The organism is Bacillus sp. EB01 (assembly GCF_000613125.1).
Taxonomy (GTDB): Bacteria; Bacillota; Bacilli; order Bacillales; family Cytobacillaceae; genus Bacillus_D.
This window is the reverse complement of sequence record NZ_HG964497.1, coordinates 1,873,052-1,899,214: the sequence shown is the minus strand read 5'-3', so window position 1 is coordinate 1,899,214 and position 26,163 is coordinate 1,873,052. Positions and strand designations below refer to the sequence as shown.

20 protein-coding genes are annotated in these 26,163 nt (G+C 44.1%); 4 read left to right on the top strand and 16 right to left on the bottom strand.

All coding sequences use genetic code 11. From position 1 onward, the window contains the following. Positions 1–21: 21 nt before the first annotated feature. On the bottom strand, positions 22–516 hold the full coding sequence (locus TY16_RS08430) for a DUF1456 family protein (RefSeq protein WP_043931419.1): 495 nt from the start codon (positions 514–516) through the stop codon (positions 22–24). A gap of 163 nt (positions 517–679) precedes the next feature. Between TY16_RS08430 and TY16_RS08425 the strand changes: the two genes are divergently transcribed. Next, positions 680–1,315, top strand: coding sequence for a LysE family transporter (locus TY16_RS08425; protein ID WP_043931418.1), 636 nt, complete (start codon positions 680–682; stop codon positions 1,313–1,315). Positions 1,316–1,455: 140 nt separating this feature from the next. Here TY16_RS08425 and TY16_RS08420 read toward each other — a convergent pair whose 3' ends face one another. The 8 genes from TY16_RS08420 to TY16_RS08385 form a co-directional block, all read right to left on the bottom strand. After that, positions 1,456–2,991 carry an acyl-CoA synthetase gene (locus tag TY16_RS08420; RefSeq protein WP_043931416.1) on the bottom strand — a complete coding sequence of 512 codons (1,536 nt, stop codon included), beginning with the start codon at positions 2,989–2,991 and terminating at the stop codon, positions 1,456–1,458. A gap of 508 nt (positions 2,992–3,499) precedes the next feature. Continuing rightward, complete coding sequence (locus TY16_RS08415; RefSeq protein WP_043931415.1) at positions 3,500–3,679, bottom strand: hypothetical protein; 180 nt, start codon at positions 3,677–3,679, stop codon at positions 3,500–3,502. Next, on the bottom strand, positions 3,679–4,692 hold the full coding sequence (locus TY16_RS08410) for a branched-chain amino acid ABC transporter permease (protein ID WP_043931414.1): 1,014 nt from the start codon (positions 4,690–4,692) through the stop codon (positions 3,679–3,681). The genes TY16_RS08415 and TY16_RS08410 overlap by 1 nt, the downstream gene beginning before the upstream one ends. A gap of 7 nt (positions 4,693–4,699) precedes the next feature. Further along, the gene (locus TY16_RS08405) at positions 4,700–5,560 is read right to left on the bottom strand and encodes a branched-chain amino acid ABC transporter permease (protein ID WP_043931412.1); all 861 of its coding nucleotides are present in this window, start codon (positions 5,558–5,560) and stop codon (positions 4,700–4,702) included. Positions 5,561–5,724: 164 nt separating this feature from the next. Continuing rightward, entirely contained in the window at positions 5,725–6,432 is a 708-nt protein-coding gene (locus tag TY16_RS08400; RefSeq protein ID WP_043931410.1) for an ABC transporter ATP-binding protein, read from the bottom strand. Further along, positions 6,410–7,183 carry an ABC transporter ATP-binding protein gene (locus TY16_RS08395; protein ID WP_043931409.1) on the bottom strand — a complete coding sequence of 258 codons (774 nt, stop codon included), beginning with the start codon at positions 7,181–7,183 and terminating at the stop codon, positions 6,410–6,412. Before TY16_RS08395 ends, TY16_RS08400 begins: the two co-directional genes overlap by 23 nt. 94 nt (positions 7,184–7,277) lie before the next feature. After that, on the bottom strand, positions 7,278–8,480 hold the full coding sequence (locus TY16_RS08390; RefSeq protein WP_043934607.1) for a substrate-binding domain-containing protein: 1,203 nt from the start codon (positions 8,478–8,480) through the stop codon (positions 7,278–7,280). Between the two features lie 750 nt (positions 8,481–9,230). After that, positions 9,231–12,470 carry a BTAD domain-containing putative transcriptional regulator gene (locus TY16_RS08385; protein ID WP_043934606.1) on the bottom strand — a complete coding sequence of 1,080 codons (3,240 nt, stop codon included), beginning with the start codon at positions 12,468–12,470 and terminating at the stop codon, positions 9,231–9,233. Between the two features lie 645 nt (positions 12,471–13,115). Between TY16_RS08385 and TY16_RS08380 the strand changes: the two genes are divergently transcribed. Beyond that, positions 13,116–16,487, top strand: coding sequence for a polysaccharide deacetylase family protein (locus tag TY16_RS08380; protein ID WP_442853248.1), 3,372 nt, complete (start codon positions 13,116–13,118; stop codon positions 16,485–16,487). A 107-nt stretch (positions 16,488–16,594) separates the two neighbouring features. Here TY16_RS08380 and TY16_RS25150 read toward each other — a convergent pair whose 3' ends face one another. Continuing rightward, on the bottom strand, positions 16,595–17,266 hold the full coding sequence (locus TY16_RS25150) for a hypothetical protein (protein ID WP_052342653.1): 672 nt from the start codon (positions 17,264–17,266) through the stop codon (positions 16,595–16,597). Positions 17,267–17,459: 193 nt separating this feature from the next. Between TY16_RS25150 and TY16_RS08370 the strand changes: the two genes are divergently transcribed. Beyond that, the gene (locus TY16_RS08370; protein ID WP_081772930.1) at positions 17,460–18,446 is read left to right on the top strand and encodes a Gfo/Idh/MocA family protein; all 987 of its coding nucleotides are present in this window, start codon (positions 17,460–17,462) and stop codon (positions 18,444–18,446) included. 59 nt (positions 18,447–18,505) lie between these two features. On the opposite strand, the gene TY16_RS08365 is transcribed toward TY16_RS08370, so the two are convergent. After that, positions 18,506–20,026 carry a malate:quinone oxidoreductase gene (locus tag TY16_RS08365; protein ID WP_043934603.1) on the bottom strand — a complete coding sequence of 507 codons (1,521 nt, stop codon included), beginning with the start codon at positions 20,024–20,026 and terminating at the stop codon, positions 18,506–18,508. A gap of 477 nt (positions 20,027–20,503) precedes the next feature. Between TY16_RS08365 and TY16_RS25645 the strand changes: the two genes are divergently transcribed. Continuing rightward, positions 20,504–21,382: an SH3 domain-containing protein gene (locus TY16_RS25645; RefSeq protein WP_081772929.1), complete on the top strand. Its 879-nt coding sequence runs from the start codon at positions 20,504–20,506 to the stop codon at positions 21,380–21,382. 90 nt (positions 21,383–21,472) lie between these two features. Here the strand turns inward: TY16_RS25645 and TY16_RS08355 are convergent, their stop codons facing one another. The 5 genes from TY16_RS08355 to TY16_RS08335 all read right to left on the bottom strand — a co-directional run bounded on the left by TY16_RS08355 (position 21,473) and on the right by TY16_RS08335 (position 25,625). Next, positions 21,473–21,757, bottom strand: coding sequence for a putative quinol monooxygenase (locus TY16_RS08355; RefSeq protein ID WP_043931406.1), 285 nt, complete (start codon positions 21,755–21,757; stop codon positions 21,473–21,475). Positions 21,758–21,772: 15 nt separating this feature from the next. After that, positions 21,773–22,936, bottom strand: coding sequence for a Gfo/Idh/MocA family protein (locus TY16_RS08350; protein ID WP_043931404.1), 1,164 nt, complete (start codon positions 22,934–22,936; stop codon positions 21,773–21,775). Between the two features lie 232 nt (positions 22,937–23,168). After that, positions 23,169–23,564, bottom strand: a complete 396-nt coding sequence (locus TY16_RS08345; protein WP_043931403.1) for a VOC family protein — start codon at positions 23,562–23,564, stop codon at positions 23,169–23,171. A 107-nt stretch (positions 23,565–23,671) separates the two neighbouring features. Further along, positions 23,672–24,736: a DmpA family aminopeptidase gene (locus TY16_RS08340; RefSeq protein WP_043931402.1), complete on the bottom strand. Its 1,065-nt coding sequence runs from the start codon at positions 24,734–24,736 to the stop codon at positions 23,672–23,674. A 64-nt stretch (positions 24,737–24,800) separates the two neighbouring features. After that, positions 24,801–25,625, bottom strand: coding sequence for an MBL fold metallo-hydrolase (locus tag TY16_RS08335; RefSeq protein WP_043931400.1), 825 nt, complete (start codon positions 25,623–25,625; stop codon positions 24,801–24,803). Between the last annotated feature and the right edge of the window lie 538 nt (positions 25,626–26,163).

Genomic DNA, 26,163 nt, shown 5'->3' with positions numbered 1-26,163 from the left:
CAGGGAACTCACTCCTGCTTCTTAATCTCTATACATTACCGCTAAGCCTTTGAGGAAGTTCCGCGCGAATTTGTCACCGCATTCTTTATAGTTCTTGTGGCCCTTTTTCCTGAGCAATGCACTTAACTCCCCTTTTGTGATGGCAATGCCAGCATTATCAAATATCTCGATCATGTCTTCACTTGTCAGCGAAAGGGCAATTTTCACTTTTTTCAGCAGGACATTATTGATGCTTTCATTGACTTTAGGAGGCGGAGGATTATCGGGCTGCCCGGATTTCGGCTCCTGCCTTCCTCTTTTGAAAATAATCAAGCCATCCAGAAACGATTCAAGCTTGCTGTTATTGATCCTCAATTGCTGATCAAGCTCGGGCTCTTCCACGTTTGACTTTGTGAGTATCTTCAAAACCTCTTCCTTTGTAACGTCGATGCCGCCAAGTTGGAATATCTTAACCATATCAGTGTTTTTTATATCCAGTGCATATCTCAGACGAATTAAAATATCATTGTTCTCCATCAGTGACCCTCCTATATACTTCAGCTATTCCCCTTGTGGTTTGCTATATGCATTTTACATGTAATTCGCGAGCAACAAAAGGAAAACCCGGAAACTCCCTCGAAAAATTGGATTATCTGCCTATGGACATGCATAAAATGTACAAGTCCTTTCAGGTGTGGTGATGGTTCTGAATGTATATCTAAGTTACATTATTCTGGGGCTCACGCTGGCTGCCCCGATCGGCCCAGTCAACTCGGCGCGTATCGATAAAGGCCTTAAGAATGGATTTTGGCATGCCTGGGCAGTCGGTACTGGCTCAATGATGGCGGACGCGGCCTTCATGCTGACAGTTTACCTTGGCCTTGTCCGTTTCCTTGACTATCCTTATGTTCAAGTTTTTCTTTGGCTATTTGGCGGCTTTGTTCTCATCTATTCAGGGATAGAAAGCATGATTAGCGCATCGAGTTTGAAGCTTGAGCAAAGGCGGGCGAAGGAATCGATTTTCAAGTGCTTCTTTTCCGGATTCCTGATTTCCATTTCGAGCCCGATGTCCATTTTGTTTTGGCTTGGCATTTATGGCTCAGTTCTCGCGAAAACTGCTTCATCCTACGGTACTGAAAAATTGCTTATTTACAGTTCGATGATTTTCCTTGGCCTTTGCCTATGGGATATTTTTGTTGCCACACTGGCGAGTGGATCGAGGAGATTTCTGAATGCGAATACCCTCGTAGCGATTTCGGTTATATCGGGGTTGTCACTAGTCGGTTTCGGAGTTTATTTTGGGGTTCAGGGGATAAAAGCACTTGCTAACCTTTAGGGATTGTCGAAACATCCCTACCGATAGAAGCCATGATATAAAAGGCTTCGTGCAAATTTAATCAAACGTTTGATTAATGAAAATACGACAATTCACGACGAAAAAAGAAGCAGGGTATCGTCCCCTGCTTTTACCGCTTCCTATGTCACTGGCTTTTCGTTTTTATGCTCTGATGCCATGTCTTTGAGCTTTACCTTGCTGATTTTTCCGACGTGCGTTTTTGGCATTTCTTCAACAAGATAGATTTTCTTCGGTACCTTGTAACCGCCCAGCTCCTGCCTGCAAAATTGTTTGATGTCATCCTCCGTCAGCACGCTACCTTCTCTGAGGACAACAAAGGCAGTCACAGCTTCACCCCACTTTTGATCAGGAGCTCCTACTACAGCGGCTTCTTGAACTTCCGGATGTTCGCAAAGCCAATGCTCAACCTCAAGCGGATATACCTTTTCCCCGCCCGTAATAATCATATCTTTTTTCCGGCCAACGATATAATAATAACCGTCTTCATCCCGCCGGGCGAGGTCCCCAGTATACAGCCATCCATCTCGTAGAGTATCCTTTGTTGCCTGTTCATTCCCCCAATAGAAGGAAAAAGCATGTCTCCCCTGGATTACCAGTTCCCCGACCATTCCCCGTCCGGCTTCCGCGCCAAGCTCATCGACAATCTTTACAGAGTGGTACATCATCGGCTTGCCAACCGAACCTCTCTTCCTTTGCGCATCAGCCGGGTCAATATAAAAATTGTTAGGACCTGCTTCCGTCAGCCCGTAACCCTCTTTAAATTGCTTCCCTTTTTGTGCGAAAGCTTCATAGATTTCAAGGGGACAAGGCGCGCCTCCTGACAGGAATATATTCATATCATGGAATTCCGTTTCCTGGAACAGCTCTGATTTTACCAGCAAATGATACATCGTCGGCACAAACAAGACAATCGTGCAGCGATACTTGACAAGATTCCTGATCGCTTTTTCAGGCGAAAACTCACTCGCAATCGCGACCGTTCCGCCAGCCATCAAAATCGGAATCGTTAACGCATTGAGCCCGCCGGTATGGAACATCGGCAGGTACGTAACCGTTTTGTCCTCATTGGTCAGATTCCAGCTGACGATTGTCGAAATCCCATTCCAGAGCACCGCCCTATGCGAAAGAACTGCCCCTTTTGGGTATCCCGTCGTGCCGCCTGTATAAATCATCGCCAGTGGATCTTCGTCATCGATTGCCGCATCCTCGCCAGCAGTTTGAGCTAGTTTAGCTATATAGCGTTCAATTATTTCCTCATAGTGGGTGCCATCAATGCAGATGCTTAGGTCAAGTTCGTTCCAAAGCTGAGATACCTGTTTGGCAAAATTGGAATGAAAGCCGAGCAACTTGGGTGTGCAATCCCCAATAATGAAGGTAAGCTCGTTCACTGCCAGCCGCCAGTTAAGTGGGACGAAAATAGCACCAATTTTTCCGCAGGCAAACAACAAATCGAAGTAACTGATGTCATTTGGTGCAAGCAGCGCGACCCTGTCCCCTTTCTGAACCCCTTGCTCCGAAAGCCAACAGGCTAGCGCCTTAGCCCTGTTATTAATTTGTTCAAAGCTCCACGATCTATCTGTTTCAGCATCAGCAACCGCAGCTGCCGACGGTGTCAGTTTCGCTCTCGTATCAAGCCAGTCAAGCTCGCACCTCACAGCAATCTCTCCTTTTCCCCTTCATCTTGCATTCATTTTAGAAGAAGATAGTTACAAGGTAGTTACATCGGGGCCAACTTAGAAGTATGACGAATTGGATGGGTCGGTTTACTCTCCTAATGTTAAGTCTTGAAGCAAGCTGGCACTTTTACATACTCAAAACCCACACTTTTTCACTAGTGAAAATTTTATCGATATAGTTACTGCCGTGCAGGGACTAGCACCTGCCAGACAGGTGTCATATCCTTTATTACTATGGAATAGTGACTTCTAACTAATTCAAAGCATCCAAACTAGTGAACTGTCACACCTTTTCACTAGCTAATTATTTTATAAAAATAGCTACTGCCGTGCAGGGGTTAGTGACTGTCAGGTAGGGGCTAAACTCTAAATAGTGAATTCCCACCATCAAATCCACACTGACATAGGCAATTATCACTAGTGACAGAAATTGAACTTGGAACTCTCCTCCAAAAAAATAGAGCGCATCCTGTGCGCTCCAGCAAAACTATGATTCTCCGACAACTTCCTTAATAAACTCCATTGCCGAGTCAACTGACTCGAATAGCAATTCCTTGTCTTCCTGGACGTGGGTAACTTTGACACGCCAGTATTTCCTGCCGCTTTCCAGTTCTATATCAGTCAGTTGGAACCGCAAAACAAACGAGGCGACTTGTTTGGTTTTCATCAGGAATCTCCCTGGCTGATCGCTTCTGGTTTCACAGGGACAGCAGTTTTCTTCTTTTTACGCTTCAAGTTCAGACTGCGCAATGAGCCTACGATACCTTTCGGAAAGAACATAACCGCAAGGATATAAATAATTCCGAAAAAAATGATCCAGCGCTCGAAGATGACGTGCACCTTAGCAAGTTCAACAAGCCAGTGATGGGAAAATTCAATGATTCCCGCGCCGATTATGGCACCAACAAGTGTCCCAACACCGCCGATAATTGTCATCATCAACGCATCAAGCGTAACATCCATGGCGAATACACTTGTATTTACAAATCGCAATGAAACGGCATAAAGTATACCTGAAATACCAGCCAGGATACCAGAGACTACGCTGGCAATGACTTTATACTGCAGGACGCTGTATCCGAGCGATTCGGTACGCTGCTCATTTTCCCGGATCGCAAGAAGCACTTTCCCAAGCGGGGAATTAGTGAACCGCTGCAGCAGCATGAACACTACAACCATGGAAGCCAGGCAAATCAGGTAAAAATCTGTCCTGTCCTTTAGGAAATCCGGCACCCTGAACGTAAAGCCATCATTGCCATACGTAATCGTGCGCCATTTTTCAGCAAGGACGAGGAACAGCCCGGCAAATGCCATTGTCAGCATTGCGTAAAAATGGCTCTTCAGCCTCAATGTCAGCAGACCGACAAAGTAGCTGACAACCCCTGTCAAAAGAATTGTCACAAGAACCGCGAGCAGGAAATAATTCGTCTCGGGCTCGAACTGTTTCATGAAGACACCAACCGTATACGCTCCTATTCCAAAGAACATTGCGTGTCCAAACGAAACAATTCCCGTATAGCCGAGGAGAATATCGTAGCTCATCGCAAAGATTGCAAAGATAAACACTTGTGAAAGGAGGATTAACAGACTCCTTGAATCATAGACAAACGGCAGAATGGCCAGAAAGGCAGCAACCAGCACGTAAAGTAGTGTTAACTTGCTTGAAAATAATCGTGTCATGCTCCGCTCACCCCTTTGCCCCGAACAAGCCCTGCGGCCTGAAGACTAGTACTACTACCATCAACATCATATTTGCTGCCAGCGCCAAATCCGGCACATAATAGGCCATGAAGGAACCTGACAGGCCAACAAGAATCGCGGCCATTGCGGAGCCTGAAATACTGCCCATCCCTCCGATGACAACAACGATGAAAGCAAGGATTGCAAACTCCATCCCCATCTCGGCGTAAATGACTCCGGAATAAGGCCCGAGAAGCATCCCGCCGAGAGCTGCCATCCCGGCCCCAATCATAAACACGAACATGAACACCTTCTGAATGTTGATTCCGAGCGCCTGAACCATTTCCTTGTTCATTACTCCCGCCCGGACAACAAGACCGATTTTCGTCCTCTTAAGAAGAAATTGAACAAACAAGAATACCAGCAGGCCTACAAAAATAATAAACGCGCGGTATTTAATGATAAGAACATCGCCAATCTCCCAGCTTCCTGCTAAAAAGCCAGGTGTTTTTGCCGAGATTTGGTTTGGTCCCCAAAAGACTTTAAGCATTTCGGAAAGGACCAACATTAAGCCAAGTGTAATGAGAATTTGCTGGATATGGTTGCCGTAAACAGGCTTAATAATCCAGCGTTCTGTCAGGATTCCGAGAATCATCCCGGTTATGATGGCGGCCACGATTCCCAAAAGAAAACTGCCGGTTTTGTTGTAAACGGCTATGCCGCTGAAGGCACCCCAGGCAAACAGTCCTCCATGGGCAAAATTCAGGACATCCATCAGTCCGAATATCAAGGTAAGACCTGCTGCTAAAAGAAAAATCAGCATCCCTGTAGCAAGGCCGTTAAGGCTTAAGTTTATTAAAAGTTCCAAGTCTATCTCCCCTTTCCATGTGGAAAAGGGGCGGAGCATGCAATGAGTAAGGATATATTTCCTGTTTGAAAAACAATCAAGGACAGCTAGACTATCCGCTGTTTACCATCGCCCTGCTCCACCGCCTTGTTTGGTAGTGTATATTACTTGCAGATTCATACTTTCTAAGCAATCCCAAGAAACTTCCGTCTCATTTCCTCGTCTTCCCTGAGGACATTCATCGGACCGCTCGAGACTGTCCGGCCATCATCAACGATGTAGAAGCTGTCTCCAATGGTGCTCGCCATCATAAAATTTTGTTCGACGAGGATGATCGTTGTTGTTTCCTTCATCTGTTGGATTGAATCCATCACTTTTTCAACAACGATTGGCGCAAGCCCCTTGCTCGGCTCGTCAATTAGAAGCAGCTCGTTATCGTTGACATAGGCCCTGGCGATCGACAGCATTTGCTTTTGGCCGCCGCTTAAGAGTCCCCCAGGCTTTTTCCAAAATTTCTTAAGGTCTGGGAAAAGATCAAGAATATAGCTTAGCCGCTTTTGCGTAATCTCATTATCCTTTTTTATCGCAACTTTAATATTTTCCTCGACAGTCAGCCCTGCAAAAATACCCTGGTCCTCGGGGACATACCCGATGCCCTTGTTGGCAATTGAATATGGAGGCAGTGCCTTTATATCCTCGTCCTTAAAGAGAATAGTTCCTTTTGTAGCAGGGTTAAGGCCCATGATGGTCCTTAGGGTTGTCGTCTTGCCTGCCCCATTCCGGCCGAGCAAAACCGTTACCTCACCCTTCGGCACCTCAAACGAAACACCCTGAAGAATATGGTACTGGCCAATATAAGTTTCAATCCCATCAAGCTTTAGCAGCGTGCTCACTATGCAAACCTCCCAAATAAGCAGACTGGACAGTCTCATTTTTCATAATTTCCTCTGGGGTTCCATCCGCCAGCAGCGTGCCGTTGAAGAGGACCATGATCGTATCAGATAAATCCATAATCATATCCATTTTGTGCTCAATAAGGATAATCGTTCGATCGCCACGCTGCTTAATTTTCTTGATGACCTCAAGAATTGCGGGAACCTCTTCAAGTGACATGCCGGCTGTCGGTTCATCTAAAAGGAGTACTTCTGTGTTTAAAGCAAGCAGCATGGCAATTTCAAGCTTGCGTTTTTCCCCGTGCGCCAGATTGCTGGCCAAGGCATCCTTCTTTTCCTCAAGCAGGACGAGCCTAAGCCACTCGGTTGCTTCTTCTTCAAGTTTTTTATACGACTGGAAATGCCTTAGCATTTGATATCGGATGCCAGCCTGTGATTGGCAGGCAAGACGCACATTTTCAATGACGGTCAGATTCGGGAAGACATTGGTAATTTGGAAGGAGCGCCCGATACCTGCCCGCGTCCTTTTGGTTGGGGAAAATTTTGTGATTTCATTCCCCTTGTAGAAGACCTGGCCCCGGGTTGGGAGCAGCTGTCCGCTCAGCAGGTTAAAGAACGTCGTTTTCCCGGCACCATTCGGTCCGATGATTGACTTGAAATGGTTCTCCGGAACGGAAATATTTACAGAATCGACTGCCGTGTGGCCGCCGAATGTAATGGTTAAATCCTTTGTTTCTAGAATTGCTGTCAAATGTGTTCACCACCTGTGCTAATTTTGAAAAGAACAATGAACTTCGGTTAAGTGACCGAAGTTCATTATTTCGATTACTTGTCTAGCTACATTACTACTTGACTCGGATTGGCGGAGCAGTCTCTTCAGGAGTCAGTTCCCTGATCAGGACTGGTACTGGATAATCGACGCCAGGCTTCTTCTCAAGCTTAATGGCGTATAGGGATTGAAGGGCCTGGTGATCTTCTTTCCTGAATGTCATCTTGCCTTTTGGAGATTCAAAGCTCATGCCTTCCATTGTTTCGATTAATTTATCAGTGTCCGTGTTACCATCAGTTTTCTTAATAGCTTCAACAATCGCGATAGCCGCAGACATACCGCCAGGAGTGAACAGGTCAGGTACTTCTCCATTGAATTTCTTCTTATGCTCGTCAACAAGCCATTTGTTAATATCGTTTTGCGGAAGGTCGTGGTAGTAAACAGTGAAGCCTTCCATGCCGACTAGCGGCTCCATCGTTGCAAGCGCCGCAATATCAGGGGCACCTGTAGAGATTTTGATTCCTTTTTCCTGAACCTTCATATCGGCAATCTGGTTCCATGGGGAGTTTGCGCCGGCCCATACAACAAACAGGTACTCAGGCTTTTGGTCAATGATTTTTTGAATATTTGACGTAAAGTCAGTTGCTGCTGGATCCGCGTATTCCTCATGGATGATTTCCGCGCCAAGCTTTTCTGCAGCTTCTTTAAATGCGGCTACCCCATCACGTCCAAACGAATAGTCAGGAGCAAGTGTCGCAATTTTAGTTCCCTTTTTCGCAATTGCAGCTGCACCCGCAACTGCGTCCTGAGACGAGTTACGCGCGGTGCGGAAAATGTATTTATTGAATTCTTCACCAGTGATACTGTCCGCGGCAGCTGGCTCAACGATCATGATTTTTTCATATTCTTCAGCTAGAGGAAGGACAGCGAGTGTATCTCCGGAGCTGGAGGAACCGACCAGGAAGTCAACCTCGTCTTCTTCCAGTAACTTCGTAGCTTTTTGGACAGCCACTTCCGGTTTTGTTTCCGTATCTTCTACAATAAATTGAATCTTTCTTCCGGCAACTTCATTTTTCCCATCAGTTGCGTAAGCAAGGCCGAGTTCAAATCCGCGCAGTGTCTGCTTGCCATACGCTTCAAGCCCGCCAGTCTGTGATGCCAGGACACCGATTTTGATTGGTTTGGTATTCTTTTTGTCTCCACCTTTATTTGTGGATCCGCCGGCCTCTTCATCACCACATGCACTCGTGAATAAAAGAACCATAATGAGAGTAAACATTAGTGCGATACTCCGTTTTGTTGATTTCACTTTTCCTGCCCCCTTTAAAATGTTTAATAAAAGCGCTTCAAGCTGTGAGTTCATCTTAAAAGGAGCAAGTTACAAATGAGTTACATCAGGACAAAAAATCCCCCTGACGCTAAGGGAGATTTTAGAAAAATTCGTATTGATATACATGATTAAATGTTCTTGAACATTTTCGGGTGTTCATCAAGGAGTCTGCGGTCAAGTGAAAAATGTGCTTCACTGACCACGATTTTGGTTAACCTTTATCTAAATAACGATTTGCTTCGTTTGGAAAATGAACTGTCATTGATTGTTTTTATGAATGACACTTTGCCTTGTTCGGAAGCCCGAGTTGTCATTCATTGCCTTTATGAATGACACTTTGCCTTGTTCGGAAGCCCGAGTTGTCATTCATCGCCTTTATGAATGACACTTTGCCTCGTTCGGAACCCCGAGTTGTCATTCATCGCCTTTATGAATGACACTTTGCCTCGTTCGGAACCCCGAACTGTCATTCATTGCCTTTATGAATAACACTTTGCCTCGTTCGGAACCCCGAACTGTCATTCATCGCCTTTATGAATGACACTTTGCCTCGTTCGGAACCCCGAACTGTCATTCATCGCCTTTATGAATGACACTTTGCCTCGTTCGGAACCCCGAGTTGTCATTCATCGCCTTTATGAATGACATTTTGCCTTGTCCGGAGGCCCAAGTTGTCATTCATTATCCTTGCTTTATTCCTTATCCCCTGGACTGTATAATCATTTCATACATATGCCTGGTCGGTTCAAGCGGGGTGACTCCAAGTTCTTCCTCAAGGATTTCACAGCATTTTTTATACCATTTGATTGCTTGAGGCCGATTGTTTTTCCGGTAATAACAGAACATCAGCAGCCTGTATGCTTCCTCCCAGGTACGGTCTTTTTCGATAATTCGCTGGCACCAGTGGATTGCAGCATCATAGTGTTCTTTTCTGACATTCAGTTGAGCGAGTTTTTCAGCACTTCGCAAAAAGTAGACCATCAGACGCTCACGTTCATTGATGCACCAGTCTTCATACCGTTTCTCTGGCAGAAAATCGCCTTGGTAGTACTGAAGGGCCCTCTCCAAAAGCTCAATTGATTTCTCAAGATTTGTTTCAACCAAGCCAGTCTCGGCCATTTCCTCAAAAGACTCGCAATCAAGCTCAATTGCAGCATGCGGGTTGATGCTATAGCCGCTTCCTTCCCTGATGATAAAAAATGAAGCTGACCGTGCTTTCCTTGCGGGCTCCAAAACATTGCTCAGTGCGTTTAGCGCCACTTTGAAGTCGCGGTCTGCATTCTTTTCCGGCTGTTCAGGCCATAGCAATTGAAAAATATCCTCTTTTAAAAGGAATTGCTTTTTCTTGGTTAATAACAGCTGGAATAATTCCTTTGCCTTTCCCCTTTGCCAATCACGCTCCTCAATCTCCCTGCTGCCAAGCCAAACTTTGAATCGGCCCAGTGTCTGCACTCTTACCGTATAGCCTGGATGCGCACTTAGCCGCGGCAGATTCAAATCCTCTAGTAACTTTTCAGCGTATGAAGGCATGACAGCCTCTTTAACCGCCTCGATCAGCATTGGTGCAAAAACCTGCATATCACGCGGACCAAATGTTGTCCTTTTTTTAACGAAGAATTCATATTCGCCAGTTTTCATCAATCCCAGAAACTCGGCGAAGAATGACTTAAACTGCTCCATAGCTCCAGCTGTATAGGAAAGATAAGACTGCCAGAACGAAGCGAGCATTTTTCCATAGTCGTCCCCGCATTCGGAAAATAGCCCTTCCGCCTTTTGAAAAAACTCGTTTGCCTCTTGCTCTTTGTTGTTGTAGTTCGCGGAAATTCCCATGCAAATGGTGATCAGTGCGGATAGCCAAATATCTTGGACTTTCTCTGTTTCAACTAGCGCAAGTCTTCCTGATTCCTTAGCACGTTCGTATTCGCGGCGGCTTCCATACAGAACACAAAGGCCCATCAAAGGCTCTGCCTTGCCTCTTTCCACATTCAAGCGTCCCATAATTTCAAGTGCAGTCTGATAGCACTGTTCGGCAAGCTTAAGTTCATACTGGTCGATCAGCTGGACGGCATGGCCCATTCGGATCCAGCCACAGCCTTCTACATACGGAGCCTGTACCTGGATTCCATGCTGGATTCCCGACTGTGCAAGAGCTTTCGCTTCGGTACCGTTTCCAGTAAAGGCTTCAAGTAAGGCCAAAAGTAAATCTGTTTCACGATGAGATTGCGGCAGTGCCGACTTTTTCAAAGAATCAGCAGCCTGTATAGAAGAAGTTAACACCCTTCGCATTTCCGCAAACCGCCCTGTCCGGAGATAAAGTCTTGCCTGGAGATTGTCATCCTCAACCGGTGTTCCCATTGCCCTGGCCCGCTCCAGCCACTTTTCTGCTTTCAATGCCTGTCCGTTGTTAATCAAATTTTCGGCCAGAAGCCGATACAGCCTGCCTGTATCTTCTGCCGAGCCGGATAAAAGTGATTTTTCCCGAAGCTCAATCGCCTGGGCCAGCAGCCGCTCCGCCTTTAATGGCTGGATCGTATCGAGGTAGATTTTCGCCTTCCCTTCAAGCGCCTTGCACTTCCATTCAAGATCTCCCTGCTTCCCGGCTGTTTCAATTGCCTGATCATATAACCCCTCCGCCTGCTCGTAGTTGGAACGAAACCGATTTACCTCTCCTTCAAGGAACAGGAGGCGGGGATACCTGATTTTTTCGGATTGGGGAATCCTTGTTAGACGGTCATGTAAACTTTCCAACTTTCCATTTTCCAAAAGCTGTATGCCCTGTTCGTTCATTATTCCGGCAGCCGCGTCATACTGTCCAATTTTTTGATAGCAATACAAAGCCTCTTCCCACTGCCGGTTCCTCTCGTAAAAGCGGGCACTGTTCAGCATCAGCTGGCGATGAAGGCTGGGTTGATTAAGAATCAGCCGTTCCTCGAGAAATTCGCGGAACAGTGCATGATATCTGTATTGGCCCTCGCCGATCTGATGAATGAACAAATTTTTTGCGGTCAGTTGCTGAAGCATTGCCTGCGAGCCATTCATTCCCAGAACATAATCACATACATCAGTACTGATTTCCTCAAAAATAGAAGTTTGCTCCAGGAATTGCTGAATCATCGGCGGCTGCTTTGAAAAGACTTCATGAACCAGGTAGTGAAACAAATCTTCAAGGGACTTTGAAGGCTGGACAAACAGGTCGTTCAAGCTCTGCAAAGAGGGAAGCTGCTGGGCAATCATCCCGATCGCGATGACCCAGCCCTCGGTGATGGCAAATAGCTGTTCTAATTCCTCGTCGGAAAACTCCACTTCGTAAGAATCGCTTAATAAAAGATCGATTTCCTCTTTCCCAAAAACAAGATCAGCCTTTGTAACCTCGTTTAGTTGATTTACCGCCCTCAGTTTCGCAAGGATTTTCCAGCCAGGCCTTGTCCTTGTCGAAAGCACCAGGTGGAGATTGGCGGGGATATGCTCGAGCAGCATCTCCATCCAGACATTGATGTGGTAAGAATGTTCAACAGAGTGAAAATCATCGATAATCAAAATAATCGGTTCAGCGATGGCCACAACTTCATTTATAAAAATGGAACATAGCATGCCAAGCTCTTCGTCCCGTATATAGCGGTCCATCGTTTTAATATAGGTTGCCAATTCGAGGCCAAACTCAGTGTAATTCGTCCGTATGGAAGCAATTAAATAGGATATAAAAGGAAGAATATCGTCATCGGAGGAGGAAATGGTATACCAGCAGCAATCTTGCTTTTCATCCTTTACATACATGACCAGCGCAGAGCTTTTGCCATATCCAGCGCCAGCCTGGACAATGGTCAAGGGTTTGTTGGTAACCGCTTTCAATTTCATCGAAACAGCAGCTCGTCTGACCCATTGCTCTTGCTGAGCCGGAACTACCAATTTTGTTTTAATTAACGGTAATGTTCCCTGCATACTATCTCCATCCCATTTTCGTAATATTGGAATTATTTTACCATAAAACTTATCCCCTTGGAGAAAATGGCTAAAATAAAGTAAACCTTCTAAACATCCCTTAATTTCCAGTAAAAACAATAAGGATTACCCCCAAAAGCACAACCTTTAAACCTAAATTTATCTTTTGAGACCTGTCTAGCTCCACAACGAAAGACTAATCATCGGTTTTACCTATCACAAAGGCGCTTGCGCTTTTCTTGTTGGCCATTTTAATTTATCAAACTAGTAAACGAATTACACCTAAGAGGAGGAGATTAAGTGGATCGAATTTTTAGGTGGATTATCAGGTCCTTATTTGCACCTGTGACTGGCAGTGCCGGGGCAGTTGCAAGTACACTTGGTTTTTTTCTCGCCTTTTTACCATTAGATCGTTTCAATATACCGCTATTAGCCTTATTGTTAGCCGTATCCCTAGTGTTTCGCCTTAATTTCATCGCCTTGTTTCTTGGAACATTGATTACCTTTTTTGTACCGCACATCCGCCAATTGCCTTTATTGGATCTCCCGTTATTTGAAGATATTCAGGTAATTTCAGATCTCAAAGCTAGATTCGAAGCTTCCCCTGCGGCTGCCTCAGGGATAGTTGGAGGCTTCGTTGGGCTTATCACCTACTATTTCTTCCATTGGTTTTATAATTTGGGGTTGAAAACATCGAAGGAAAATCAGGATTCTATTTTTCTTGACCCCGCAAAGAGGCGCTGGTCGATTATTAAGCGAATGGGTGTAGGCTTCATTTTATTAGTTGTTTTTATATCCACTATTTTTATAGAAAGTCTGGCGAAAAATCCGGTGTTTCCGAAGTTAAACCTGGATAGCAATGTGACAGAAAAAAGTGAAATCGAGTCGATCAATGCAAAGCTAAGCGAGAAGGACCTTGCATCTCAGCTTGCTAACACAAAAGCTCCTGTTGCTTCAGAAAGTTTAGGCAAACTGACTCAAAAGCAACTTTCAAGAAAACAAGAAGTTTACGCATTTTACGTCGACTGGGACGAAAACAGTAAATTGTCTTTTCAGAAACAAAAAGACTCAATTACAACCCTGATACCGGAGTGGCTCCAGCTTACTTCCGAGCTCCGGCTGAAAACAAGCATTGACAAGTCGATTATCAAAGAGGCAAAGGCAAATAATATCAAAATCCTCCCTCTTGTTAATAATGTTGTAGATAATAAGTGGGATGGCGATACATTGCACCGTCTATTTACCGTTCCAGGTGCAGAAGAAGATTTTATTAAAAGCATGTTGCGATATGTGCAAAGAAATGAATTTGACGGAATTAATATAGATTTTGAGGAAGTCCATCCTAAGGATAAAGGGCAGTTTAGCCAGTTTATGGACAAATTGTATAAAGCCTTTCATGAACATGGCCTTATGGTCACAGTTGATGTCCCGCCGAACAATCCCAGCTTTAACTACCCTGCTCTCGCAAAGAGTTCTGACCGAGTGTTCGTAATGCTTTATGACCGGCACCATTCCATAAGTGCTCCTGGTCCAATTTCCCCATCGAATTGGGCAAAGGAGAGCCTGAGCCAACTCGAGATTCCTTCTGAAAAATTGATTGTCAGTCTGGGAAACTACGGCTATAACTGGGAGGAAAATGCAAAACAGCCCGCAGAGCCGATTACATTCAGCGAAATTATGAAGCTGGGAAGCACGTCCGATCTAAAAGTCCATTGGAGCAGCGTGGCCGGAAATCCTTATCTCCGCTATAAGCAAGATGGGAAAAATCATACAGTTTGGTTCCTCGACGCTGCGACATATTACAATCAAATGAAGCTGGCAATCGATAGCGGTTCAAGAGGAATCGCACTTTGGCGCCTTGGTTCTGAGGACCCTGCCATCTGGGATTTCATAAATAAGCCCGATGAAATTCAAAACCCTTCCGCTGCTTTGAATACTTTGGCCTCCAATGAGCCAGATATTGTAACAGGAGCCGGGGAGGTTATAAAGGTTTCTAAAGCTGAGACAGGGAAACGAACAATCAAGCTGAATGGAAACGGCTTAATTGATTCAGTGAAATACGCCAAGCTGCCAAAGCCATTCCAGGTGGCTCAATATGGCAAGCCCGCTTCAAAGAAAGTTGTTCTTTCCTTTGATGACGGCCCTGACCCAGCGTATACACCACAAATCCTGGACATCTTAGAAAAGAATAATATTAAAGGAACCTTTTTTATTGTTGGGGAAAACGCCCTGCAGCATCAAGAGATTGTGAAAAGGATGCATGAGGAAGGCCATGAGATTGGCAATCACACATTTACACATCCTGATGTAACTAACCTCTCTCCATTTCAAATGAAAATGGAATTAAATGCGACTCAGCGATTGATTCAACAAATTACTGGCCATTCGATGACCATTTTCCGGCCGACGTATGATGCCGATACAGTGCTAACGAAAAAGGGCGAACAACATGCGGCCCTGGAAGCCCAGAAACTAGGATATACGATGGTTAGCGAATCCATAGATTCCGATGATTGGAGAACACTATCCTCAACCGAAATCGTCAAGGATGTACTAAAACAACTTCCGGAAGGAAATGTGATTTTAATGCACGACGCCGGCGGCGACCGGTCCAGTACGGTTGAGGCCCTGCCATTAGTCATTAAGGAGCTTACGGAACGCGGATATACGTTCACCACGGTTGGTGAGTTAATTGGTAAAACCAAAGAAGAAATAATGCCGCCTGTCGATGAGAGCAATCCTTACCTTGTCTATAACAAGGCAGTATTCACCATTATGCAAGGCTGGGATAAAGGTCTTAGTATTCTATTTTATTCAGCCATTCTGTTAGGAATCCTAAGGCTAATCCTGTTCGTTTTCCTTTCAAGAAAACAGATTAAAAGAGTTAGAGAGACTGTGCCAGACCCTGATTTCACACCGAATGTTAGTGTTGTCATTGCAGCCTACAACGAGGAGAAGGTCATTTGCAAAACAATAAATTCAATACTGGCAAGCGTATATCCACACTTTGAGGTGTTAGTAATCAATGATGGCTCTAAGGACCGTACCGCGGCTGTCGTTCAAGAAACGTATGCAAACAACCCGCTCGTCCGATTATTCAACAAGGAAAACGGAGGAAAGTCATCTGCTGTGAACCTAGGCTTTAAAGAGGCCCAGGGAGAAATTGTCGTAGCCCTTGATGCTGATACATTGATAGCTGAAAATGCCATTTCTCTGCTTGTCCGCCATTTTAGCAATGAAGAGGTTGCCGCCGTTTCAGGAAATGTAAAAGTCGGTAATAAAGGGAACCTGCTTACAAAATGGCAGCACATTGAATATGTTACTGGCTTCAATCTGGAAAGGCGGGCTTTTGCTGCCCTCAATTGCATCACGGTTGTACCAGGTGCAATTGGTGCATGGAGAAAATCTGCTGTTGTAGAAGCAGGCTACTTTAAAGAAGATACACTTGCAGAGGATACTGATCTTACCCTTACCCTTTTGCGCAATGGGAAAAAGATTGAGTTCGAAGAAAAGGCATATGCCTACACAGAAGTTCCTGAAGATATTAAAAGTCTGGCAAAGCAGCGATACCGCTGGGTTTATGGTACATTGCAATGCCTCTGGAAGCACCGGGATGCGCTGTTTAATACAAAGCATAACTCGTTAGGTTATATCGCTCTTCCAAACATGTGGATTTTCCAGTACTTCTATCAAATCATAGCGCCAATTGCGGATCTTTTATTCATTTTTGCACTCTTTACGCCGCACCCTGAGAGAGCCGTCATCGGGTTTGTTCTGTTTTACCTGCTGGATTTCTTTTCTGCTCTTTATGCCTTTAGTTTGGAAAAAGAAAATCCAAGGCCGCTCGTTTCCCTGTTCCTGCAGCGGATCCTGTACAAGCAGCTTATGACATATGTAGTGATAAAGTCCGTATTCTCAGCAATAAAGGGAGTAACCGTAGGCTGGGGCAAATTGAAACGAAAAGGAAATGCAACACAGGAAACCACTATTGTGAATGACAATTCGACTAGCTTCTAAACCATGCCTTTCCCAATTGGGGAAGGCCTTTTTAATGGTCTTCCATTAAAGCAGCCGTTCATAAAGAAGGACCATCCCATTTTGAGATGATCCTTCTCTTTATTGAATTACATTTGCTTCCCTTTGTTCTCGGCTAGCTTTCGTTTTTCCTCAGCTTTCGCTTTTGCGGTCTGAGAGACCTCTTTTCCTCGGTTAGTTGTAGCTTTTTCTGATGCATTCGGATTGGGTTCAGTTGGCTGGGGTGCAGCAACAGGCTTTGATGCAGGTGCGCTAATAGGTTTAGGTTGCGTGGATGTGGCTGGCTTCGTCGCCGTACTTTTAGTAGTTGCTGGCTCGGTTTTAACAGTTGGACTCTTTGCACTTGCGGCTGCAGGCTTAGTCGTTGCACTCGTCGTACTTGTGGCCGTGGGTTTTGAGACAGTTATTTTAGTTGCTGCCGATTTGACGCTGGAAGAGTTAGCCTCAGGACTGCTTTTTAGGGTTGGCTTTAGTTTTTCAGCTGTTTTTGTATTCTTTGCCGAGGTGACCTGTGGCGAAGTAGCTTTTTCCTGGTCAGGCTTTGTTTGATTCTTTTTTGTATTAGTTGTTGAAGCCTGAGTTTTTTCCAGTTTTGGTTTCTGGCTAAATGTATCGATTTTTTTAAGCCCTTCAGAAAAAGCAATCGCCCTTCCTTTTACTACTTCTTGAGCAGTATCGCTAAATAATAATATGTTAGTGGCAGAAAACGTAACAGCTCCTGCTAGTATCATTGGAATGGCGCCTCTTGTTAGTACCTTCATTTAATTACCCCGTTTGTAAGATGATATTAAAAGAGTTCGAACAGGCCACTATTGATTAAGGGGGTAAAATATCAGGTTTTTTGTTTTCTCTTACACTTGGCCATTCTTTATATGAAACTCAATTTTACTTCCTGTATAATCAATAGCAAATCTCTTTTTCACGAAAATGAATCATCTAAGGGGGAAGCTTGGAGTGAAATTTGAAAAAGTCCGCTGGGGAATTATTGGGTGCGGAAATGTTACCGAAGTAAAAAGCGGCCCTGCATTCCAGAAAGTAAAGAATTCAGAGTTGGTTGCAGTTATGCGGAGAACCGGGGAGCTCGCCAAGGATTATGCAAAAAGGCACAATGTCCCCAAGTGGTACGATGATGCTGATGCTTTACTTAACGATCCCGAGGTTGATGCGGTCTATATTGCGACACCTCCTGGCTCCCATAAGGAATATACATTGAAAGCGGCAAAGGCAGGGAAGCCAGTGTATGTCGAGAAACCAATGGCACTTAATTTTTCTGAATGCAAGGAAATGATTGACGCTTGCAAGACAGCTGGCGTTCCATTGTATGTCGCCTACTACCGCAGAGCCCAGCCCCGCTTTTTAAAAATAAAAAAGCTGTTGGAAAATGGTGAAATAGGTGACATTCGATTTGTTTCGACTACCCAGCATCAAATTCCCTCGGAGGATGTGAAGGATCCATCCAAACTCCCATGGAGGGTGCAGTCCGAAGTATCAGGAGGCGGATTGTTTTTCGACCTTGCCAGCCACACAATCGACCTATTGAACTTCTTGCTAGGCCCTATCGAGGAAGTACATGGCTTTTCCTCAAACCAGGCAGGCTATTATAAGGCGGAGGATATCGTTACGGGTACATACCGCTTTGAATCAGGAGTTCACGGTGTTGGAAGCTGGTGCTTTACAGCTTTTGAAAATAAAGATGTGAACGAAATTATTGGCAGCAAAGGGAAAATCACTTTTTCTACGTTTGGCACTGAACCAGTTGTATTAACGACAGCAACCGGAAGCGAACAGTGGGACTTTGAGCCGCCGCAACACGTTCACCAGCCACTTGTCGAAACAGTTGTCAAAGAACTGACAGGAGAGGGCCAAGTATGTCCCAGCACTGGAGAAACCGGCTCCCAGGCCAGCTGGGTAATGGATCAAATGACTCAAGGTCAGAAGTAGACTTTCCAAAGACAATAAGAACGGGCATCCTCTACCGGATGCCCGTTAACTATGTTCATCTATAACATGCTTACTCTAGCAACTTGTGACTTATTGTTTTCATCAAGGCCAAGCGCCTGAGCTGTTGACGCCTCGATTTCCCGGATAAGCTCCGGCCTATTTACCAGCGGCTCTCCAAATGAAGGAATCATTTCTCTTATTTTTGGCGCCCACTCAAACATATGCTGCGGGAAGCATTTTTCCATTACCTCAAGCATGACGTTGACAGCAGTTGAAGCACCAGGAGAAGCACCGAGCAAGGCGGCAACGGACCCATCAGCAGCACTGATAACTTCCGTACCAAATTGAAGTGTTCCTTTACCGCCCGCTTCTGTATCCTTGATTACTTGGACACGCTGGCCTGCAACAACAATGTCCCAATCTTCACTTTTTGCATTAGGAATAAATCCTCTCAGTTCTTCAATGCGTTGTTCCTTGGACAGCATAAGCTGCTGAATCAGATATTTTGTTAAGGGAATATTTTTCGCTCCAGCTGCGATCATCGTCATGAAGTTACTCGGCTTGATAGAGCCTGGAAAATCGAGCATCGAACCGGTCTTCAAAAATTTTGGAGAGAAGCCGGCAAAAGGCCCGAATAGCAGCGATTTTTTATTATTAATAAACCGTGTATCAAGATGCGGGACAGACATAGGAGGTGCCCCAACCGCAGCTTTTCCATATACCTTTGCATGGTGCTCGGCAATCACTTCAGGATTTTTGCAGACGAGGAATAGCCCGCTTACCGGGAAACCTCCAACATTCTTGCTCTCCGGAATACCTGTTTTTTGCAGCAATGGCAGGCTCCCGCCTCCGGCACCGATAAACACAAATTTTGCGGTATGATGTTCCACGGTACCGCTTTCATGATTTTGTATCTTTAATTGCCACAATCCATCACTTGTCCGTTTTATATCGTTAACGTTATGATTATAGTGAATATCAACATGCTGTCTTTTTAAGTGGTCAAAAAGAATCCGTGTTAACGCCCCAAAATTGACATCTGTTCCAGAGTCAATCTTTGTTGCGGCAATTGGCTCGTCCGAGCGGCGGCCTTCCATCATAAGCGGAATCCACTTCTCTAGTATATCTGGATCTTCTGTATACTCCATTCCCTGAAAAAGCGGATTGTCTGAGAGCGCTTTAAACCGCTTTTTTAAAAATGATACATCCTTCTCGCCTTTGACGAAACTCATATGAGGCAATTGCCTAATAAAGGCCTGAGGATTATGGATTAAATTTTTATTTACAAGATAAGACCAAAATTGTTTGGAAACACTAAACTGTTCATTGATTTTAATCGCTTTACCAATATCTATTGAACCGTCCGGCTTTTCGACGGTATAGTTAAGCTCGCATAGCGCTGCATGCCCGGTGCCTGCATTATTCCATTCGTTCGAACTTTCTTCCCCTGCACTATCAAGCTTCTCAAAAACTCTAATCTTCCAATCTGGTGCTAATTCTTTCAGCATTGTTCCTAAAGTCGCACTCATGATTCCGGCACCAATTAAAATAACGTCTGACTTCACTTGTCCGTTACTCATTTCTACCATCCTTCTCCCCTAAGTTTGCAGAAAGGATGTAGGCGCTCCTGCCTTTGTCTCACAGCAAGCCGGCGCGTCCTATTGCCACACCTTTTCTGTTTCAGTTATTTCAATTAAACTTTGAATATTATATCACAAATAGTAGGAAAATTTAAATATTATGCTATTATAACAGTGGAAAACTAGTAAATAATGGTCTGTTTTTAAATTACTACGTGAAATAAGAAAGTGTTGATTTATAAAGCTTTAGTTGGAGTGGAAGGCGCAAAGTTCCCTGTGTTTAACTCGAAGCTTTCACTTGCAAAGGATATTGATAGCGTTCTTTAATGTAACCTAAAACTTTCATTTCAAAAGAGGAAAACCTAATAAGAATGAGGCTTGTAGTTTCGAATAGACCAATGCAGGTTATCTTTTACAACTTTTAAAATATATATTAATATTAAAAATATTAGGACTATTCAACGGGTGGAGATAATATTGAATGATCGCTCAAAAACCAGAAAAAAATTAGCTTTGGTTTTCCTGGCAGTTATTTTAGTAATTAGTTTTACTGGCCCGAATTCCGCACAAGCTGCTTCAAAGACGACAGCATTGAAAACCGAAGCAGGTCAATTAATTGTAGTTGAAGCATCCCCAAGGAGCACATCGGCTACTCTGCAAAGGTATGTTAAGAAAAATGGCAAATGGGTGAAATACTCAACACCCATTAAAGCAGTAGTGGGGAAATATGGTATTGGAAAATTGAAGGAAGGCGATGGGAAAACACCTGCCGGGACGTATTTATTGGGGACGTCTTTTGGATGGGGCAAAAAACCTGCTGGAATGAACTATCCTTTTAAAGCGGTATCTAAGTATGACTATTGGATTGATGATGTTAAATCAAAGGATTACAACAAATGGGTGCATTATACAGGAAACCCGGATAAAAGATGGAATTCCTATGAGAAATTAAATCATCCCTTATATAAGTACTCTGTCGTGATCCGATACAATGAAAATCCGATTGTAAAAGAGGCTGGCAGTGCAATTTTTCTTCATATCAAGTCAAGTTCGACAAAGCATACGCTCGGTTGTATCGCTGTGAGCGAAGGCGACATGCTGAATATATTGAAATGGCTGGACCCGAAAAAGAAGCCAGTAATTGAAATCAAACCCACTTCAGTAAAAGTAACTGCAAGCGTTTTAAATGTCCGTTCTGGCGCTTCTAAAAATTACAAGGTAGTAGGCCAAGTAAAGAAAAATAAGGTGTTTACAGTTAAAGAGGTTGTTTTAAATTCTCAAAGACAATATTGGCTTAAAATCGAATACGCAAAAGGAAAGTACGGCTGGATTAGTGCAAAATACACAAACTTATAAAAGAAAAAGGATGTGAAAAAGAGCCCGAAAGAAGACTCTTATTCGCATCCTTTTATCATGCTGCATGATTGTACTAAGTGTGCATTGCTCCTATACTTCCTTATAAATGTTGATTTCGGTACTTTCGCGCATGCCTCTTAGCTGAGGAACGATTCTCTTGATATGGTCGCTTTGATTATGCAGGTCGAGAGATTCTTCGTCCTCCCACTCCTCGATTGTCGCAAGAATAAGAGGATCATGGATGGCTTGATGATAGGTATACATAATGCAGCCCTTTTCTTTCCGGGTTTCTGCGACAACTTCCCTGGCCAGCCCTAAGTACTCCTCAAGATTCGCTTCAGGTTTAAGCTTCTGCTTACAGACAACTCTGATCATTTGTCCTGCTCCTCTCTAATACGTACCTTTTACGTCAAGCGTCTGGCTCGTTACATTCTTTTTCTCAAACGTGGAACTGTTAATTTTCTTCTGCAATGTTTCAAAGTATAGGTCCGGGTCAACTGGCAAGCTGACTGGTTCGTTCAGCCAAGAGGATAGGTAAATCGCATTTGTAATATCCAGAGCGTACAGTCCCTCTTCGCCAGGCGCAAGCAAGGGGGTGCCTTTTACAATAGCATCGATCCAGTTCTGGATAATGAAGGCATGATTGCCGTTGTCGCTTGCTACAGGAATAACGAACTCCTCATACTCCGGAAACCCGAATCCTCCTTTGAACGAAGCATTGAATTCACGTTCAGATTGAGCAAGTTTGTAGAAAATAAGCCTATCATTTTCGGCAACGATTTTTCCCATGTCACCGACGATTTCATACCGATTCGTGCCCGGGGCTTCGCCTGTTGAAGCAATAATGACACCGGTCGCCCCATTTTCATATTCTACAAAAGCAGTCACATCATCTTCGACTTCAATATCATGATACTTGCCTTCACCGCATACTGCCCGAATTGCTTTTGGCATCAACCCTGTCGTCCACTGCCAAATATCCAATTGATGCAATACCTGGTTCAAGAGGGCTCCACCGCCTTCGCCCTTCCAGGTGGCACGCCATGTACCTGAATCATAATAGCTTTGCGGCCGGTAAGAATCAGTAATAATCCAGTTCGTCCGCTTTACTTTCCCCAGCTCACCTGTGTGAACCAACTCGCGAATTTTTTGATAAAGGGGATTTGCCCTTTGGTTATACATGATGCTGAATACTTTTCCTGAAGCCTTTGCAGCCTCATTCATTTCCAGAACATTTTTTGTAAAAACACCCGCAGGTTTTTCAACGAGAACATGAATCCCTGCTGCAAAAGCTTTTTTTGCCAGGTCAGGATGGCTGTAATGCGGAGTCACAATAAGGACAGCATCGATTCCCGAACTCTCAAAAAAGGAATCCTGGTCCTTAAAGATTTTCACATCTCCACTTGTATTGGCTTTGACCCATTCAATCCGGCTGTCATTCCGGCTGCAAACAGCCGCCAGCTCAGCTCCCTGAATTTGGCCTTTGTCCAGCATCTTAACATAAATACTGCCCATATTGCCGATTCCAATGACACCTACTTTGATTGCACTCATTGAATCCCCCTCTTTAATTGTATTTGTATACTAGTCTACTAACTCAAACATAGCACTCCCTGCCTTTTAGAAGCAAAAATAAAAAGGACATCCATTGCATCGGAAGCCTAGCATCTATCCCGTATTAACCTGAATTCGTTTAACTGTCATACTATTTCCATTAAGTTGATTCTTTTAAAAAATGAGGGCAACCTCCCAAGGAAATTGCCTCTCTTTCACAATTCATTATCACCTATTTTGCATTTTCATCAGGTTGGTGAATCCCGAAAATATTTCCTTCAGGATCTAAATAGTATCCTTGCCATGCCATCCCAGGCAATGCATACTTAGGCAATGCAACCTGGCCGCCATTTTCAAGAATTTTCACTTCTGTTTCATCGTAGTCGGCTACTCCCATTGTACAAGCAAAACCGTTTAGCGCTTGTCCTGGTTCTGGCGGAGCACCATGACGCTTCATCAAGGCTCCATCGATTCCAGGTTCATTTTTATCCCCCGTTACCGCCCCAAAGTAAGGCATGCCTGCATACTCGCTCCAATCCTGAAACGACCAGCCGAATACCTCTCCATAAAACTTCATGGCACGCTCCATATCACTTACATGAATCTCAAAATGAACCATTCTTCCCATACCGCCACATCCCCTCCTATTAAAAATACAACACCTATATACTATTCAGGATAACCGCTACAATTTCCTTCTATAAATGGAGGTTTCTGAAAGGCTCGAGCATTTTCTTATCCTAAGACAATCGAATACTTCTCGAGCAAGTTTTTTAATGCCGGTCTCGTATTGCCATCTCTTCCTACAACCTGTTCGGCTGTAATCAAGGAATTCAAGACTGCTTCCTCTGTTGCTTCGCCAACAGCCCTGAAGGCGAAATCCATATCGTCCTCATGAATTACTGGTATCGTAAGGTTGCTTTCTGGCTTTTCGTGTGGAATCTTTGTTGCCGTTGAAAATCCGAATATAATTTCGCCGCTTCCTGTTGTAATAATTGACCCGGTTCGGGCGAGCCCAGTGACAGCTCTTTTTAATACCCTGTTTAATTGTCTCTCGGAAACAGGAAGATCAGTTGCAACGACCACAATGACGGAGCCCTTATCTTCCATATCGCTGCAGCTTTCCATCGCCTTCTCCAACTCTCGGCCAACCCGTTTGCCATTTACCTGAAAGTCACCCATCCTCCCAAAATTCGTCAATACGAGCACTCCCAGGGTATATGTACCATGACCTAATTCAATAAGTCTCGAAGCGGATCCAATTCCACCCTTCATCGAATAGCAAAGCATTCCCCTTCCCGCCCCTGCTGCACCTTCCTCGAATTCCGCAGAAGCATTCTCCAGAGCTTGAATAATATGCTCTCGCTTTACAAACTTTGCTCTTATATCATTCAGGAACATATCATTGCATTCAGCAACTACCGAGTTCACCGTCCCTGTCGTCCTGCCGATTTCAGGGTTCCCTTCCAGCATATAGTCAATCAATGAGTCCGCGGCGGTTCCTACACTTAGTGTATTCGTGAGGATAATTGGCGTCTCCAGCGTTCCAAGCTCCGCTATCTGAATTGTGCCGATTGTTTTTCCAAACCCATTAATCACATGACTGGAGGCAATTAGCTTCTCTTTAAACATATTCCCAGGATGAGGCAAAATAGCGGTGACACCTGTCTGCATGTCTTTATCGCTCAAAGTTACATGCCCTACTCTCACCCCGGCGACATCCGTGATTGCATTATGACGCCCGGGCTCCATGGTACCGATTGTAACTCCAAAATCCCTGATTCTTTTCTGATTTAACATGGAAGTTAACCCTCTTTCTTCTTTTACTATAACAAAACAAAACTCCCAATTGTCCCCGCTCCCATTAAACCAGGATCCCTGCTTGCTGATTAAGAATAGAATGTACAATATGAATGGAGTTCCATTCTCCTCTAGAAAAATACATGATAGGATACCGTTTCGGTAACAATAGTTTGTTAATTTCCTCGGGGGTTTTCCCTTCTTTATAGAGCTTTAAAACTGTTCCCTGCAGGTTAACCAAATAATCGAATTTCCTCTGCAAGGCCGCCCGCCCATTTTGAAGATAGCCTGCATGGCAGCAGAACACGTCTGAAAAATCAAAGGTTAAAATTTTAGCTAATGATTCAATAATCTCAGGGATATTTTCCTCACGTAAAATAACCTTTGTCCTTTTCTGGCAATAAAGGTCTCCAGTAAATAACTGTCCTGTTTCTTCATTCAAAAAGCAAAGATGATCAATTGCATGCCCAGGAGTATGTATAACCTTCCACGTTGCATGTGAAGATTGAAATGCTTCACCAATAGGCTCCGCACGAAAGGGCTTGCGCTTTCCCCAAAACAATTGGCGGTAAAGCGGATATTCCGGATGCTTCATGCAGGCTTCAATCTTGCTGCCATCCATGTAAAGTGGAAGTTGAAGATTATCTTGCAGGAAGGCCGCGCAACCTGTATGGTCTTCGTGATGATGTGTGATGACGGCCTTATCAATCTTGAACTGTTTGAAAAAGGGCTTAAAATACTTTTCCAAAGATTTGCCTCCGGTATCAATCAACACACCATCTATAAAAAAGCTATGAACATTCAGCTTAACACCCTGAAAGGATATCGTTCCATTGCCCATTGTTACACCCTTCACAGTCTTTTGAGCAAATTCCTTCTTAAACAGCATGCTATCCCCCCTGTACTCCGTTAAATTTATGTATACCATTTCCACCAAACGACTAGGCAAAATACGACCTTTTAAATTTCCAGCAATCAAGTTTTATTTATTCTAACATAAAATGAATGGTTATTCATTTTATGTTGATACTCCGGCCAAGACCCCATGTTTTAGCACATTGATGATTTTTAGGTTAGGGAACCCCACTTAAAAAAAATCCCACTCCAACAAATGAAGGGCAGTGAACATTCATAAAGCCGATGAATGACATCTCAGGTATACAAAGGCATCAAAATGTCATTCATAAAGCATTGAATGAAATTTCTGCTGTGTTAGAAACTTTACAGAAGCAGGAATCGCCTTCTTGCCTCTAGCTCTTCCAAACATCCCCAAATGTAACTGTTTACATGATATATCTTCCAATCTGTGATAAAATAGTCCTAATATCTTTCCACAATAAAGGGGCCATGCTATGTCTCCCTTATTGAGCGGAAGATATCATTTTTTTAGGAGGCGATATGAATGAAAATGTTCATGAAATTTTGTA

What these genes read in the sequence shown, in the direction of transcription:
- TY16_RS08425 (WP_043931418.1), top strand. Translation starts at nt 680, where the DNA reads ATGGTTCTGAATGTATATCTAAGTTACATTATTCTGGGGCTCACGCTG.
- TY16_RS08410 (WP_043931414.1), bottom strand. Translation starts at nt 4,692, where the DNA reads ATGACACGATTATTTTCAAGCAAGTTAACACTACTTTACGTGCTGGTT.
- TY16_RS08350 (WP_043931404.1), bottom strand. Translation starts at nt 22,936, where the DNA reads ATGAGTGCAATCAAAGTAGGTGTCATTGGAATCGGCAATATGGGCAGT.
- TY16_RS08385 (WP_043934606.1), bottom strand. Translation starts at nt 12,470, where the DNA reads ATGCAGGGAACATTACCGTTAATTAAAACAAAATTGGTAGTTCCGGCT.
- TY16_RS08340 (WP_043931402.1), bottom strand. Translation starts at nt 24,736, where the DNA reads ATGTTAAATCAGAAAAGAATCAGGGATTTTGGAGTTACAATCGGTACC.
- TY16_RS08355 (WP_043931406.1), bottom strand. Translation starts at nt 21,757, where the DNA reads ATGATCAGAGTTGTCTGTAAGCAGAAGCTTAAACCTGAAGCGAATCTT.
- TY16_RS08335 (WP_043931400.1), bottom strand. Translation starts at nt 25,625, where the DNA reads ATGCTGTTTAAGAAGGAATTTGCTCAAAAGACTGTGAAGGGTGTAACA.
- TY16_RS08390 (WP_043934607.1), bottom strand. Translation starts at nt 8,480, where the DNA reads ATGTTTACTCTCATTATGGTTCTTTTATTCACGAGTGCATGTGGTGAT.
- TY16_RS08365 (WP_043934603.1), bottom strand. Translation starts at nt 20,026, where the DNA reads ATGAGTAACGGACAAGTGAAGTCAGACGTTATTTTAATTGGTGCCGGA.
- TY16_RS08415 (WP_043931415.1), bottom strand. Translation starts at nt 3,679, where the DNA reads ATGAAAACCAAACAAGTCGCCTCGTTTGTTTTGCGGTTCCAACTGACT.
- TY16_RS25150 (WP_052342653.1), bottom strand. Translation starts at nt 17,266, where the DNA reads ATGAAGGTACTAACAAGAGGCGCCATTCCAATGATACTAGCAGGAGCT.
- TY16_RS08345 (WP_043931403.1), bottom strand. Translation starts at nt 23,564, where the DNA reads ATGGGAAGAATGGTTCATTTTGAGATTCATGTAAGTGATATGGAGCGT.
- TY16_RS08430 (WP_043931419.1), bottom strand. Translation starts at nt 516, where the DNA reads ATGGAGAACAATGATATTTTAATTCGTCTGAGATATGCACTGGATATA.